Origin of the sequence: Streptococcus sp. DFI.7.26, assembly GCF_022240605.1 — a bacterium.
GTDB classification, from domain to species: domain Bacteria; phylum Bacillota; class Bacilli; order Lactobacillales; family Streptococcaceae; genus Streptococcus; species Streptococcus xiaochunlingii.
This window is the reverse complement of record NZ_JAKOGN010000001.1, coordinates 84,209-96,781: the sequence shown is the minus strand read 5'-3', so window position 1 is coordinate 96,781 and position 12,573 is coordinate 84,209. Positions and strand designations below refer to the sequence as shown.

Below are 12,573 nucleotides of genomic sequence, written 5' to 3'. Positions count from 1 at the left end.
CCACTCTTTCTAAAAGTCAAAGATCGCTAGCTCACCTTATCCCTTAAAAGGAAAGAGGCTATAGATTTCATGTTCCTTGATATACTTCTTCAGTATCTCCATATTCTCTTCGATTTTTGCCTGAATATCTGTCTCTTCAAACGTTGACTCAGCAATAAAGAGGTAAATTTTCAGTAGATCTGTTAAGTATAGCAGACGGCGTTCCATTTCTGATTCGGAACTTGAAGCTTGCTCGATTTTTGCAAGCTTTTGCTCCAAGCTATCACCATTCAAAAATCTCTGATGAACTCTCCTTCTTATGTTTTGAGTCGATTCCTCCCCTTGTTCTAACGGAGATAAAAGGAGTTTTTTATAGACGAGTACCTGATTTTCTTTTTCTCTTTCCAGATAGGCCAATAAAACCAGAGAGCTCGCAACAAAGGTCCAAGTGTTATAATTCCCTTCAAATGGAACTTGTATGAGCCTATCTAATAATTTCTTAGCCATTTCCTCTTGACCATCCAGATAAAATAAATAGGCCAGATGATTCAGCGATTCAAGATAGCTAGCTTGGGTTTTCTTATTCTTTTTGGGAACCTGGTTTAAATACGAGAAGAACTCAGCATCATTTTCAATCTCTTCGATTAGTTCTTTCACTTTCATTTCTTTTCTCCTATCCAACTCACTTTGTGTTACTAAGAAAGGCTTTTCTCAGGTCAATCTTACCGAAATAGATATTCTTTCGCTGTCGCTTGGACGTCTGGGGAAAGGTAGCGCTCTATCAAGTCACCTGTCCCTACAATATATTCCTCCAGAGGGACATCTTCTCTTTGTTTCCAAAAATTTGAAAAAGCGAAATAGAACTCCAAAAACTCCGTCAAACTTTCGCTGAGTTTGTAGAAATTAGGATCTCCAGGCCTGCCCGCGTAAACTGGAGAACTTTCATCTTTCATATCACAGAAAAGAATATCATCTGTATCTGTAGTAGCGAATATCTGGTATTGCCCTTCACTAAACTGAAGAACATCTTGTAAGGCCCAAGATTCGACTGTCCTTGCAGGAGAGTCGAATGGCAACAAAACGATATTAAAATTTTGATTGGCAAAAAATAAATCCTTATCGAACTCTATATGTTGATAGTAAGCAAACAATTCTCCTGTAAAATCTGAGGACTGGATCCTTAATTTTTCGTTTGAAAAACTCACCGGTTGGGGAATAAACGTTGTTTCCTCATAGAGTTTAATGATCTTTTTTAATACAGTAACTACTGCCATATTTCTTTCCGTGGTCATTCCTCTTCCGTCTCCTTTAAGAATTCCAGCCACATCTTCAGATCTGGATTTATCTCATGCGCTACCTCAGCATGCTCCCTATAATCCATATCCAAGTAGCCTTGTTCATTCCTGAAAATAACACCTTGTTCATAACATACTTTAAAGGTTGTGAGCATGGATTTCAATGACCGGTATTCGACCTGAGGTTCCTCTTCATACACGTAAACACCATGTATTTGCCCCTGAGCTTCTGGAGCCAAGTTCATGGCATAAAAATCTCCCCCTCCACTGGCAAAAATTGGAAACCAAGACTTATCCCAAGTATCCGTTTCTATTAGTTCCAAGTAGGTCTGGATACTTTCTTCCAGAGACATCAAATAGAAGCCAGGAAAAAATGCCAGCTCACCGAGTGTGATTCCCTCACTATCTTTTGATCCGTTTCTCCAAGTATAAAGGGCACACAAGTCCTGGGTTGGCTGCAACGGGATTTCCTCAAATAACTCTTGAGTTTTTTGAGAGGATAGTCCCGAATTTAGATGGTCTACACAAGGATAATCTAGCTGTTGGAGACTTTTTTCAATCTCATTTAATAATTGGCTGATGTTTCCCATTTTTCTCCTTAAATAATTAATCTAACATAGATACACTTGGCAAATGTTTTTTCAAAAAGGCTCTCATATTCTTAGTATTTCCACCATCATAAAAAAACCTTAAATTTATCATTTTTTCTAGTATTTCAAGCAAACCATGATTTTTTATGACATTGGTATTGGATAAATCCAAATAATATATTTTTGATAACTCGAGAAACTTTACATCAGACAAATTTTTACTATTATTTATTGATAGAAATATTAAATCCTCAAGATTAGATAAAAAATTAAAATCACTAATTCTAGAGGAATATCTGTGACTAAAATACCTTAAAGTTTTTAGGGATGAAATATTATCTAAAACTTCCAACTTTGGAACTCTCAAAATATTTAGCATCTTAATTCCAGAATGTTCAGGAAATATAATTTCTCTAACATTAACACTTCCCCAAATATCTAATCTCTCTAAATTAATAAATTCTGATAAATCTAAAATTTCATCTTTTGCACCAAAAATATCTAAACGCTTGATATCTCTTGAAACATTGCTTTCTGATAACTTTATATCATATATGGTATTGTCATTATCCCCTACACAATATCGTTGAAAAACAATAGCATTTAAACGATTGTAATTCACAACCCCATAATCTCCTTTCAAAATGGGAAGAATATCATTCATATCGATTAATGGTTTGATTTTTAAAAATTCGTCTTTTGAATCAATAGAATTTTTTGTTAATTCATAGTAATAGTACGTGTTCGTCATTTTCCTTACCCATTAAATATACTGCTTATTGAAAGCTAGTAGCGCCCCAATAGCATTTTTCGGTTTATCATCGACCACTCAAAGATATATAAGACTAAGAACTAGGCTTGCTTGCAGAGCATTATTGAAGACCGTTGCTTTATTCTCTATATAAGGGATTCTTATTATTCAATCCCATCCTCTTTGTTATACTCTATCATGCATTTGACTGCATATTCTACCCATTCCCAAAAGTCGTTAAACTCTTTCCGTTGCTCCCATCTTTCGGCAGCAAAATCATGAATGAGTTGGACCTTATTGCCCTTTCCTATTTCAAAACAAGCTGTATCATCACAATCTCCTCTTTTAGCAAATGGAATCAACTTTCTGCTTGGGTATCTTTCCTGCAATCCCTCATACAAAGATAGGGCCCATTCTGAATCCAACAGATACCAACAATCAAAATCAACTAAATTGAGTTCAATCAATTTTTTAAACGATTCAGGATACTGAAATAGCCTTTCATCAAGTAAATAGTTTTTCATTTCTTATTTCCTTTTGGTACAAGATTGATATAGGATGCTAAGTCAACATTATTTTCAACCTCTTCGATGAGTTCATTAAGATTCATCTATTTTTTCCTACCGGTTTCTTTCGTCAGGATATTGATCAGTAAATCTTCACTTTCACTCCGCCCTAATAAGTAGTTTTAATTATTTCTCCCGAACGAATATAGGTTTTAAAGAAGTTTTTAGGAACAGAAGCAATCTTAGGTGTAATGGATAAGCCATAGTTTGCAAAATCTAAAGCCAACTTCTTAGAATCGATTGAATCATAATACTCAACATACAATCTGCATAAGTTCACTTTGGTGATAGAGAATTGTTTTAACAACCAATCCTTCTCAAGATCCTTCTCGGGATCTATGCTCGAAAATACGGTAGGATACGACGCATACTGAGCAGTAAAATCGATGGCCTCTTGGACAGCCTTTTCCAATTCAGCTTGATCCATGCCATTTCTATGATCGATAGAACCTAATCGCGTTCTTAAAGCACAATCCACTTCTTCTAACAGTCCCGCGTCCAGAAAGAGAGGATGAAGGCCAACATTTACGAAATAGGCACTACCATCTGATTTTCGTTGAAAATAGATGACTGTGTAAAAATCATGATCGATTTTATAATAGTTATTGGTTCGCTTTAGTCGCGAAAAGCCATTTTTTAGGAAGAGTTCTTTGGCCTCTTTCATTTCTTTACCTCTGTTTCTAGCAGGATGTGGAGAGTTCCTCATTGCTTTTTCCTAGGAATCTAAATGGATATAGGTTATCCCTATAATTCCATCCGAATGCATGGGTTATTGACAATTTTCATCTATTCTACACAACTAGTCTAAGATCGTTCCTAGAATCATCTTGTTTTGCTCGGATAATTGAAAGTCATCCATGAAATAGGGCAAAAAGTCATCAAGCAAGGGATGCCTAATTCCATCTATTGAGAGAGCTTTTTTCTGACGTTCTTTTAATAAAACCAAGATTTCAATTGGGAAATATTGCCATAGTAAGGTATTGAAGTCTACTAAATGACTATCTCTGGTGTTTGCTAAATGATAATCACACATGGATAAAATTGTTTCTCTAAAAACATCATCATCCTCTGAAAAAATAGTTTCCATAACCTGTTTATAGGCATCATTCACATTCTGATAAGGATTAGAGTCCAAGGGTTGATATTTGGCATCACAAGCATTCTCCAGCAGGTTAGCGAGTCGATCATCCTTACCATTTCCATAAAGAAAAACGACTAAAGGCAATAAACTCTTTGCTGAAAAGAAAATAATTTTTTTCCCTTTTTCAACTTGGGCTTCTTTAAAATAGGCTAATTTATCAATTAAAAACTCTACATAAGTATCATCTAGATAGGCAAGGGCAAATAAGATACTTAAACAAATATCTGTATCAAAGTTTGAGCCCCCTTTAGCCAAGTATTTAGCAGAAGCCATATCGGCCATTACAGAACAAAAACAGCCATTTAGCAAAGATTGATAGGTTTCAGATGTCTTGTTTTCTATAAAATTAGAGACTAGAGGATAAGGACTTATAGAATCAATCATATCTAAGTGATCATACAGGTATGATCTTACCTCACCATTTTCTTCGTAGTTAACTTTAACGCTTTTCTTATCAGATTTTAGAGCTGTTAAAATGGCTTCAGTATTAGATAGTTTTTCTGCCTCTAAGTGAAAATCTCTCGCCTTCAGTATTTGATTTCTAATGGTTGTTAATTTTCTTTTTTGAGTTGAAAGTGTTTTATTCATATTGACCTCTAAAATTTCATTACTTACACTTAGACTACCACTGTCTTTTGAAACACATTTCTTCCTGTCTTCCTACATTCTTCAGTATATCACAAGGAAGAATTGATCCACTTCCCATCACCAAGCCATTCTTTCTTATCAATCCACCATCGTCCTTCTTGAAACACCATTCGAAAACGATAGAGAGTTTCTAAACCAGAACGATTCTCCTTGATATAGAAGTAAGTTTGATTCCCGTCATACTCTTCATCGACGATGGGATGCGTTTCTAATTTATAGTCAAATGGAAATCGAACAGATAAAGATACTTCCCTTTCTCTGAGTGTTTTTTTAGATCTACAAAACTGATCAAATATAGCAGCTAATTCATCCTTCAACATCTCTTTATCGGCTTGCTTTCTTAGGCTTCTAGTGGCTTTTCTCTCCCAAGAATACATGGCCTGCATAAACTGGAGGAAGGTTTCTTTTGCTAGATTCGTATAGCTCATATTTCCTCCTACTTAAACAACGGGACTAATAGTTTATTCTGAAAACATAGGTTATAAAAAGCTGTATTGAAGTCGTTTTTAACCCTCTCGCATGCAAACATGTGGTAACTCGCTTCTAAGAAGATCCCTTTGCTTTTGATTTGTTCTTCCCGTTGTTAAAAATCGAAGATGTTTCAGACTCTTCAGGTAGCTAACTGTTGATGCGTAGTTAAAAATATACGTATCGACAAAATCTAAAAAACGGAGCTCACTAGATGGATGGATAAAATCCAATTCTGGTAATTTTTTATTTGACGTAAATGAAAGATAGAGTAACTGATTTAAATCCCTTATAAAATCAAAGTCCGGAAACTTTACACCATAATCAAAGTGCAGATAACGCATGCCAGTATGAAAAGAAATGTTCTCTATTGTTTCCAAATTTGTCATGGAAGATATCCCTAGAGCTTTCACACAATCATTCTGGGGTAAGATGATCTTTCTTACTTTTCTAGCCCCAACTATTAAAATCTTTTCTACTTGTTCATATTTTGAAAAGTCTAGCACATCAGATTTACTTCCCATCAAGTAAATCACCCTCGTATTGCTAGGTAAAGAAAGCTGGTTAAAATCTACATCTTTCAGCATATCCTCTGGGTTTTCGACAATGTACTTTTGTCTTAATAAGCGATTGATATCGATAAATTCTTTATAAGTCAATGTTTCATCCAATAATGGTGCAATCTCTTCAATAGAATGCAGAGGCTCCATTGCCATTAGATTCTCTCTTTCGGAAAATCCTTTTTTAATGATTTCTAAATATTTATCTAAACTAGTCATCATTCACCTCTTTTCATGAATAAAATGCTTCGTTCTCTATTTTCAACCTAAATCATTTTACAATGACACCTTGACTAGAAGACTAAATCATCTCTTGTCGCCAAAAGGTTAAAATCACGAATCTTCAGAGTATTTTTTCAAAATAAACTTTATCCTGATTGCTCAATCTCGATCAAAAATGACCTTGACTCTGGCTCTACCCGAAGCGTCTAGATATTGCTCTAGTTTCGTAATAGACTCCTCTGAATCAGACAATTGAACTAACAAATCCCCATTGATGGTCATGACATCCTTTGTCGGTAACAGCATGAGATTTTCAACACTTGGATCATTCACTATCATTAAGGAAGGAGAATAAATACAGCTTCTGGAGAAGTCTAGATTTCCAAATCGTTCCCTAGCAGAAACAAAAATAGATTCCATTCCACCTTGGGCTTTCAGAACAAATTCCCTCTCAAAAAATGCTTCAAAACTGTCGTAGATCTCGATGACATCCATAGTAATCCCATCTAAATAATAAACTTGATTACTTTGAATATTCCCATCCTTCAATCTATATGCGAATTGATCTCCAATAGCAGACATACCAAAAAAATAGTAGTCTGATGCATAATCTCTCCAGACGTCTTTCCATAGCTCATCCGAATTCCAGGAATCTAGCGTAATAGCTTGAGTAGAATCCGTCCCAAACAAGCGATAATAGCCACCATAAAACTCCAAGCCATTGGTCATGGAGAGCAAATCCAGGTGAGCTTGAGGAAATTGTCTGGCTTTGAGTTTTTCTAGTTCAAAAGCTGAGGCCCCACTTTCTTGTATGACCAGATCCTCACAACATTTTAAAAAATTCTTCATTTTCATTTGCTTCTCATCTCTTCATCTTTGGCTTTAGCCAAGCATAAATTCAATAAAGTCTTTTCGATAGGCTTCAGGAAGTTGCTCCTCGATAATAGCCATGATTCCTGTTAAAAAACCTTCTTTATAGTCCGACAAGTCCTCATCAATGTAGATGTCATTCTCAAACTTGGTGATTTCTAGCTTTTTCATCTGACTATAGGTAGACAAGAAAGTAGATAAAGAGGGGCTTAAGCAATAGAGCTTGGAATTCCCAGGAATCTTGCCAAATACAGGACTACGCTCGCTAGTAAGATCACAAAAAATTGGCTCATCGCCCATCATGTGAGCAAAAACCATATAACTCTCTTTCCAGCTAGGATCCTGCCATCCTTCTGATGCAGCTTCACATAGAGGGAGAGGAATTAGAGCAAGATCATAGGGAGCTCCTCTAAAATAAGCTTCTTCATCAAAGTCTAAATGCTGGTAGAACTCTTTCAATTGACCAGACAAATCTGGCTTTTCGACATGGAAACAGTCACTAGTAAATACAAGCTCTCCTAAGCCCTTGTTTCTATGATAGACTTCTACAAATTCCTTCAACAAATTGAACATCATTATTAGACTCCTCTCACATTTTTGGGATTATATTTGGCTATTTTCAACTGACGATTACGTATCATTCTGACCGCTAGCGACAGCCTGAGCCCAAATTCGTTCAAATTCCTCTTGACTAATCTTGATGGAGTCTGATAGATCCAACTCATCTTTTCGACCATCATAGAGTAGAAACCCTACTTCTGGAACATAATCCTGTAGGCAAGAGGAAGCATAAGAGTTCCCATTCAAAACGTTAATTTGTCGACTTGCACGCTGACCAGTAAACTCTGTATAAATAACTCCTAGGCCTGTCATAAACTCACTATTGCCATAATAATAATATTCTTTTTCACACATTAGAATCTTCCTTTACCATTTGTCTCTCCAAGAATGGCATTCTTTCCTTTTTGCCTCTTTCATCGACTAATTCTATATTCATTTTCAATTTATAGAATCTACGGGCTCTTAGATTTATTCTCCAAGACTCTCACTTCTACTTTATCCTCCGCTAAATGGAGATCCAGTACTTTTTCCTGGTCTTGAAAGAAAAGTGTCAGGTCTCTGGTAGAAAATTCAGTAGAATAAGAGGGCAAAAAGTCATCCAAAGACTCCATTTGAAACAAGACGTAAACTGGTGAAAACTCCCAAAAAACTAGGATAAACTGACTACTATTGCCAACTAGACTTTGAATTGACCTACTTAGATCTTTAGTCGCAAGGTCAACAGGAACCTCATAAAGGCAAGGAAGCGGAGAGTCTATAGGATTCAACTCCCCAGCATACCAAGCAATTTCTTTAGGTTTATCGGTCAGAAAATGGACATCCTTAATCCCCTTCAACTGATTGATTCGTTTTTCTACTTTTAATAAAGATAATCTCTTTTTTAAGTTACTCATTGTTCTTGCTCCACCATTCTGAAACAGAAATTTTGCTCACAACCTCATTCTCTTTATCCAGCAGATACAGGAAGTTACCTTTCGCTTCCAGTCTACCAAGTTTGGCCCCATAATCCATCTCGTGAGCAGAGCAGGATTGAATCAACTGACGGATGCTCTTGTCCTTGTGCTCTATCTTCCAAAACAAATCCACCTTATCCAGCTGATGCTCCACTTGAATGGAATAGGTCGTGGATTGGATCTTCTTTCTTTTCCACTCCCAGCTATTTTCGTAATCGTTTTTCTCTATTTCATTGACTACATCCTCTATCAAGGAGCATGGAATAGAGAGCTCCTCAAACACGCGCTTTACCCCTTTTAGAAAGGCCTCTAAGAGCAGCTTTTTCTGTTCCAATGGACTCGAGCTTTCATAGCTAGAAAAATCAAATAAGACCTGAACAGTATAGACGCCAAGTAGGTTCATGATAGCTGGATTGCTAATCGTATCTACACATTCTACGATGATTTTCCAACAATCCTGGGTTATAACTGGTTTGAAAAGCCGTTCTACCATAGAGGTCATACATTTGGATTCATATACGAACGCTCTTCGAAGGTCTTTCCAATTCTGTCGATAGTCCTTAATTCTAGCTTCCTCGTAAGTTAGCGTAGCTGAGTCCATCAGCTCCTCAATCCTCTGTTGATTTTCCACATAGGGCTTATCTAATTCAAAATACTGTAACTTCATATTCGTGGTCTCGTAGTTTTTTTCTTGTAGAAAGGTCTAGCCTTAGGTCAAGGTCTAATATTTGTGCTCTTCCTTCACTTTTTCCCATAGTTGTGGTGTCCCTCCTAGCAATGGAGGATTGTTTGATCATCCAGAATCTCCGCAAATAAGCTAAGAATACATCTTTAAGTATCAATCTTCACAGGACCAATCTCAGCAATTCTAACTAGGTCAGAAGAACCCGATAACATCACATCATTTTGGTTTATAAAATTGAATTCAACCTTATTCTCTAAAAAGAGCAGTTCCAGTTGTCCCTTCACCTTATGAATCCCCTTAGAATAAAAATGGATTTCATCTAAATTAAAAAATTCTAAATTAATTTTTATGGCATTAAATGCACTTTTCTGCCACTTTTCAGGGAAGTTAGTTGGGAAATCAAATACATAAAGGACAAGATCTAATTTGTAATCGTAACATAACACAGTATCAAGAAAAACATTCTTCAAGTCCAAATCACCATCAAACAAATGAATAATCTTTTCCTTCCCCACTGCTTTTTCAAACCATTTCACAAGATGAACTCCTTTTTAAAAATGAATATAAGTCTTCTTTTTAAGATTCATTGTTTCCCTCTTTAAGGAGATGGTAACTTCTCTCTTTAAGTAGATCTTAGAATAGCCTAATCCTCCTGCCGTCCTTTCCTTTGGATACATCCTCAATGATTGTATTTATATGTACTTCATTAAATTGACGGGAAAAGTCTACAATTTTCTGGCGATTCTGTTCTGGATATAGATAAGATGCAGCCAAAATGAACATAAACGGAGAGATTGTTCCTCTTATATTTTCCAAATAAACATCCTTGGTGATAAAGGTCATGATCTTCTCAAAATCATCATCTTTCAGCACAATCTTTCTCATATAGAGTGCTGCACAAGCACCTGCAGCTTGCAATAAGTTATTCGATTCCAAGGACTCATAAACAAAAGACAAGTTCTCTGTTTCTAAATTTTCTAGATAAGCAATCGCTACTGCTAGAGAGCGATAGGTTACAGGGGTTAGGATGTCTCTCAGCAGTAATGACTTGAGATAGGGGACTTCTTCTGTGCAATCCGTTGCAGCCATGGCGTAGAGCAAGTACATTTGTGATTCCCATGATTTAGGCTTTTCCATCTCCCCTTCCAAGGCCTGATGCAAGAATGGTCCATATCCTTTTAGTCTGCCTCTTAAAATTTTTTTCGCTGCCTTTTTTACCAAGGGCGTTCGTCCTGAAGTTAACTCATCTACATAGTCCATCTCAAACTCCTTTATTTCCTCTGCTTGCCAGTTCTTCTTCCAAGATTCTGTTATAAACTATACTTCCGACACAGGCTTCCCAGTCCAGCTCCTCAACTTCTTCCCTAGAAAAAATCTTAGGTTCTATCCTACCATCTAGCCAGACCTTCCCAAAGTGAGGACCATTTGGATCTCCCCACTTAAAGGCTAAATCCTTGAAATGGCTTGGATCAAAATCCGCTTGATGACCAATTATCTGCCAAAACCATACTGGACTTCGATCAAACAAGGTGTAGGAGTCTACAATGATGGGCTTACCTATAAATTGAGCACGACTTAGCTCCTCAACTGTTATAGTAGGTCTTGCTTGAAAGATATCAAAAAATTGGATGACATGACCAACATTCACTTTTCCAAGGATTTGACCAAATACAAACATTTCCTCCGAAAATTGATAGCAAAAAATATCACCAATTTTAATAAATCGAAGTTTTGTTCTTGGCTTTTTATTCCACTCACGAATCTTTATCTGGGGCAATTTTTTCTCCATAATTAATTCCTACTGCTCTTTATTTAAGATATGAAAGAGATCATCTCTTAGAACGATTCCATCATCTTCTATCAAATAGGCCATGTGCTCCCAGAAGGGCAATTCTTGTTCAAGGGACTTTTCCAAGGCAAGTACTTGAGCCTTCAAGTTTGCTGCAATCTCTTCGACTTCATCTTGCTCAATCTCATAAAACTTTGCTTTCAAAAGGAAGATGCTTGATAGAAAGAGCGAATAAGAGGAAACAAAAGTATGCAAGGAAGAATTGACATAAACCCTCGATTCTTGAAAAACTTCCCTTCCTTCTTGATTGCAAAGTAAGAAGACTTGCTTCTCTTCTCCAATTACAAAGGCACCTAAAAAACACTGACCAAAAAGCCTATAACTCTCCTGATTTTTCCTTAGTTCGACTAGTTCGTCGCCTGCTTTGACAAAAGAAAATCCCATTTTGGAGTAATCCTCTAAATATGCCAAAAGGTTGAAACGGACCTCATCCAAACTAAATGGTTTCTCCTCTTTAGGACCTACGCTAAAACCGTACTCCTTCACCAATTCATCGATATTGACTGTCATTTTTCTCCTTATCACTATCAGTCATTGAATACCATTTCTCTAATCGGCCTAGCTAATCATCAAAAGGCATAAAGCTATCATGCTGCTGATAATAATTTAAAGCCTCGACCAAGTCTTGGGGACTTGCATTTGGTTTTTCTTCAAGTGCGACTGCAAGGACATCAATCAACTGCTCTCCATAGTAGACTAGCAGCAGATCTTGCTCCGTCACTTCTGTCGGGTAGACATCAGAGTCTTTCACGACATCCGGATAATCGGATACCCAATAGAGCCTAGCTAGTGCCAGTTCTCCATCCTCCTTGCCATAGAGGCAAAAATCATCTGATACTAATTGATCTACGCGCACCTGCTCAATTATCTGCTCTAGTGAAAGTTCTTGGTGTTTTCGCATTCCGTCTCCTTTTTAATCTCACTCTTCAACAAAAGAGTTCAAAAATTTCTCAAAAGAAGCCCATTGACCGTAAATCTCTGCTTTTTCTTCTAAAACATAGAAATACACCTTGCCATAATCCTCTGCCCTTAGAGAAAGAGCATAGTTACCCGATCCAGGATCATAGGCAAAATGGAGAAGGTCTGTAGCCCTAAATCCCTCAGGCACAGCCTCATCATCAAACCAGGTAAAAGACTTCCTCATCTCCTCCAGTGAATCAAAGGAATTGAAAGGAAAGAGAAGATGGTCATCGTGGACACCCCTTACTTGGGGCTGGCCACCGTTGTACTTGAGATAAAAATCCATCATAGATTTTGGCAATTTCTTTCCAAGAATCTCCTCAAATTGTAAAAAATCTTCACTTGAAATAGCTGGATCTGTGTCTGTTAATACTAGCATCCCTTCTCCTTTTTTGAGTCTCTCTTTCCATAGTTTGACCTCCATATTACAGGTCCCTTTTAGGCTATCATACCATAAGATTTCCTTTCCATAAAG

The 12,573-nt window shown here is 36.8% G+C and carries 20 protein-coding genes; all 20 read right to left on the bottom strand.

The genetic code is table 11. The features are described 5' to 3' along the window. Positions 1-36 precede the first annotated feature (36 nt). A complete protein-coding gene (locus L0M85_RS00545) occupies positions 37-642 on the bottom strand; it encodes a DUF6707 family protein (RefSeq protein WP_156676213.1) in 606 nt (201 codons plus the stop codon). Between the two features lie 59 nt (positions 643-701). Next, positions 702-1,304, bottom strand: a complete 603-nt coding sequence (locus L0M85_RS00540) for a hypothetical protein (protein WP_238656072.1) — start codon at positions 1,302-1,304, stop codon at positions 702-704. Then, entirely contained in the window at positions 1,268-1,864 is a 597-nt protein-coding gene (locus L0M85_RS00535; protein ID WP_238656069.1) for an SMI1/KNR4 family protein, read from the bottom strand. Before L0M85_RS00535 ends, L0M85_RS00540 begins: the two co-directional genes overlap by 37 nt. A 16-nt stretch (positions 1,865-1,880) precedes the next feature. Further along, a complete protein-coding gene (locus L0M85_RS00530) occupies positions 1,881-2,615 on the bottom strand; it encodes a hypothetical protein (protein ID WP_135781927.1) in 735 nt (244 codons plus the stop codon). 164 nt (positions 2,616-2,779) lie between these two features. Further along, on the bottom strand, positions 2,780-3,139 hold the full coding sequence (locus tag L0M85_RS00525) for a hypothetical protein (RefSeq protein ID WP_238656067.1): 360 nt from the start codon (positions 3,137-3,139) through the stop codon (positions 2,780-2,782). A 151-nt stretch (positions 3,140-3,290) separates the two neighbouring features. Next, positions 3,291-3,845, bottom strand: a complete 555-nt coding sequence (locus L0M85_RS00520; protein ID WP_238656065.1) for a DUF4304 domain-containing protein — start codon at positions 3,843-3,845, stop codon at positions 3,291-3,293. A gap of 135 nt (positions 3,846-3,980) precedes the next feature. Then, on the bottom strand, positions 3,981-4,910 hold the full coding sequence (locus tag L0M85_RS00515; RefSeq protein ID WP_129822268.1) for a hypothetical protein: 930 nt from the start codon (positions 4,908-4,910) through the stop codon (positions 3,981-3,983). Between the two features lie 89 nt (positions 4,911-4,999). After that, positions 5,000-5,398 carry an NTF2 fold immunity protein gene (locus L0M85_RS00510; RefSeq protein ID WP_048715517.1) on the bottom strand — a complete coding sequence of 133 codons (399 nt, stop codon included), beginning with the start codon at positions 5,396-5,398 and terminating at the stop codon, positions 5,000-5,002. A gap of 78 nt (positions 5,399-5,476) precedes the next feature. Continuing rightward, positions 5,477-6,217, bottom strand: coding sequence for a hypothetical protein (locus L0M85_RS00505; protein ID WP_238656063.1), 741 nt, complete (start codon positions 6,215-6,217; stop codon positions 5,477-5,479). Positions 6,218-6,379: 162 nt separating this feature from the next. Further along, on the bottom strand, positions 6,380-7,075 hold the full coding sequence (locus L0M85_RS00500; protein ID WP_238656061.1) for an SMI1/KNR4 family protein: 696 nt from the start codon (positions 7,073-7,075) through the stop codon (positions 6,380-6,382). Between the two features lie 27 nt (positions 7,076-7,102). Beyond that, positions 7,103-7,666, bottom strand: coding sequence for a hypothetical protein (locus L0M85_RS00495; RefSeq protein WP_238656059.1), 564 nt, complete (start codon positions 7,664-7,666; stop codon positions 7,103-7,105). A 54-nt stretch (positions 7,667-7,720) separates the two neighbouring features. Beyond that, complete coding sequence (locus L0M85_RS00490) at positions 7,721-8,005, bottom strand: hypothetical protein (RefSeq protein ID WP_045615175.1); 285 nt, start codon at positions 8,003-8,005, stop codon at positions 7,721-7,723. A gap of 98 nt (positions 8,006-8,103) precedes the next feature. Further along, positions 8,104-8,544 (bottom strand): hypothetical protein, encoded by a 441-nt coding sequence (locus tag L0M85_RS00485; protein WP_154858633.1) that lies wholly within the window; start codon positions 8,542-8,544, stop codon positions 8,104-8,106. Further along, the gene (locus tag L0M85_RS00480) at positions 8,537-9,271 is read right to left on the bottom strand and encodes a hypothetical protein (protein ID WP_238656057.1); all 735 of its coding nucleotides are present in this window, start codon (positions 9,269-9,271) and stop codon (positions 8,537-8,539) included. The genes L0M85_RS00485 and L0M85_RS00480 overlap by 8 nt, the downstream gene beginning before the upstream one ends. 164 nt (positions 9,272-9,435) lie before the next feature. Next, a complete protein-coding gene (locus L0M85_RS00475) occupies positions 9,436-9,825 on the bottom strand; it encodes an Imm50 family immunity protein (RefSeq protein WP_238656055.1) in 390 nt (129 codons plus the stop codon). A gap of 97 nt (positions 9,826-9,922) precedes the next feature. Beyond that, positions 9,923-10,549, bottom strand: coding sequence for a hypothetical protein (locus L0M85_RS00470; RefSeq protein ID WP_238656053.1), 627 nt, complete (start codon positions 10,547-10,549; stop codon positions 9,923-9,925). A 1-nt stretch (position 10,550) separates the two neighbouring features. Beyond that, positions 10,551-11,078 carry an Imm26 family immunity protein gene (locus L0M85_RS00465; protein ID WP_238656051.1) on the bottom strand — a complete coding sequence of 176 codons (528 nt, stop codon included), beginning with the start codon at positions 11,076-11,078 and terminating at the stop codon, positions 10,551-10,553. A 9-nt stretch (positions 11,079-11,087) separates the two neighbouring features. Further along, on the bottom strand, positions 11,088-11,648 hold the full coding sequence (locus tag L0M85_RS00460) for an immunity protein (RefSeq protein ID WP_238656049.1): 561 nt from the start codon (positions 11,646-11,648) through the stop codon (positions 11,088-11,090). Between the two features lie 52 nt (positions 11,649-11,700). Then, the gene (locus L0M85_RS00455) at positions 11,701-12,039 is read right to left on the bottom strand and encodes a hypothetical protein (protein WP_154858643.1); all 339 of its coding nucleotides are present in this window, start codon (positions 12,037-12,039) and stop codon (positions 11,701-11,703) included. A gap of 18 nt (positions 12,040-12,057) precedes the next feature. Then, positions 12,058-12,477, bottom strand: coding sequence for an SMI1/KNR4 family protein (locus L0M85_RS00450; RefSeq protein WP_154858645.1), 420 nt, complete (start codon positions 12,475-12,477; stop codon positions 12,058-12,060). Positions 12,478-12,573: the final 96 nt, after the last annotated feature.

What these genes read in the sequence shown, in the direction of transcription:
- L0M85_RS00545 (WP_156676213.1), bottom strand. Translation starts at nt 642, where the DNA reads ATGAAAGTGAAAGAACTAATCGAAGAGATTGAAAATGATGCTGAGTTC.
- L0M85_RS00535 (WP_238656069.1), bottom strand. Translation starts at nt 1,864, where the DNA reads ATGGGAAACATCAGCCAATTATTAAATGAGATTGAAAAAAGTCTCCAA.
- L0M85_RS00530 (WP_135781927.1), bottom strand. Translation starts at nt 2,615, where the DNA reads ATGACGAACACGTACTATTACTATGAATTAACAAAAAATTCTATTGAT.
- L0M85_RS00525 (WP_238656067.1), bottom strand. Translation starts at nt 3,139, where the DNA reads ATGAAAAACTATTTACTTGATGAAAGGCTATTTCAGTATCCTGAATCG.
- L0M85_RS00520 (WP_238656065.1), bottom strand. Translation starts at nt 3,845, where the DNA reads ATGAAAGAGGCCAAAGAACTCTTCCTAAAAAATGGCTTTTCGCGACTA.
- L0M85_RS00515 (WP_129822268.1), bottom strand. Translation starts at nt 4,910, where the DNA reads ATGAATAAAACACTTTCAACTCAAAAAAGAAAATTAACAACCATTAGA.
- L0M85_RS00510 (WP_048715517.1), bottom strand. Translation starts at nt 5,398, where the DNA reads ATGAGCTATACGAATCTAGCAAAAGAAACCTTCCTCCAGTTTATGCAG.
- L0M85_RS00505 (WP_238656063.1), bottom strand. Translation starts at nt 6,217, where the DNA reads ATGACTAGTTTAGATAAATATTTAGAAATCATTAAAAAAGGATTTTCC.
- L0M85_RS00500 (WP_238656061.1), bottom strand. Translation starts at nt 7,075, where the DNA reads ATGAAAATGAAGAATTTTTTAAAATGTTGTGAGGATCTGGTCATACAA.
- L0M85_RS00495 (WP_238656059.1), bottom strand. Translation starts at nt 7,666, where the DNA reads ATGATGTTCAATTTGTTGAAGGAATTTGTAGAAGTCTATCATAGAAAC.
- L0M85_RS00490 (WP_045615175.1), bottom strand. Translation starts at nt 8,005, where the DNA reads ATGTGTGAAAAAGAATATTATTATTATGGCAATAGTGAGTTTATGACA.
- L0M85_RS00485 (WP_154858633.1), bottom strand. Translation starts at nt 8,544, where the DNA reads ATGAGTAACTTAAAAAAGAGATTATCTTTATTAAAAGTAGAAAAACGA.
- L0M85_RS00480 (WP_238656057.1), bottom strand. Translation starts at nt 9,271, where the DNA reads ATGAAGTTACAGTATTTTGAATTAGATAAGCCCTATGTGGAAAATCAA.
- L0M85_RS00470 (WP_238656053.1), bottom strand. Translation starts at nt 10,549, where the DNA reads ATGGACTATGTAGATGAGTTAACTTCAGGACGAACGCCCTTGGTAAAA.
- L0M85_RS00465 (WP_238656051.1), bottom strand. Translation starts at nt 11,078, where the DNA reads ATGGAGAAAAAATTGCCCCAGATAAAGATTCGTGAGTGGAATAAAAAG.
- L0M85_RS00460 (WP_238656049.1), bottom strand. Translation starts at nt 11,648, where the DNA reads ATGACAGTCAATATCGATGAATTGGTGAAGGAGTACGGTTTTAGCGTA.
- L0M85_RS00455 (WP_154858643.1), bottom strand. Translation starts at nt 12,039, where the DNA reads ATGCGAAAACACCAAGAACTTTCACTAGAGCAGATAATTGAGCAGGTG.
- L0M85_RS00450 (WP_154858645.1), bottom strand. Translation starts at nt 12,477, where the DNA reads ATGCTAGTATTAACAGACACAGATCCAGCTATTTCAAGTGAAGATTTT.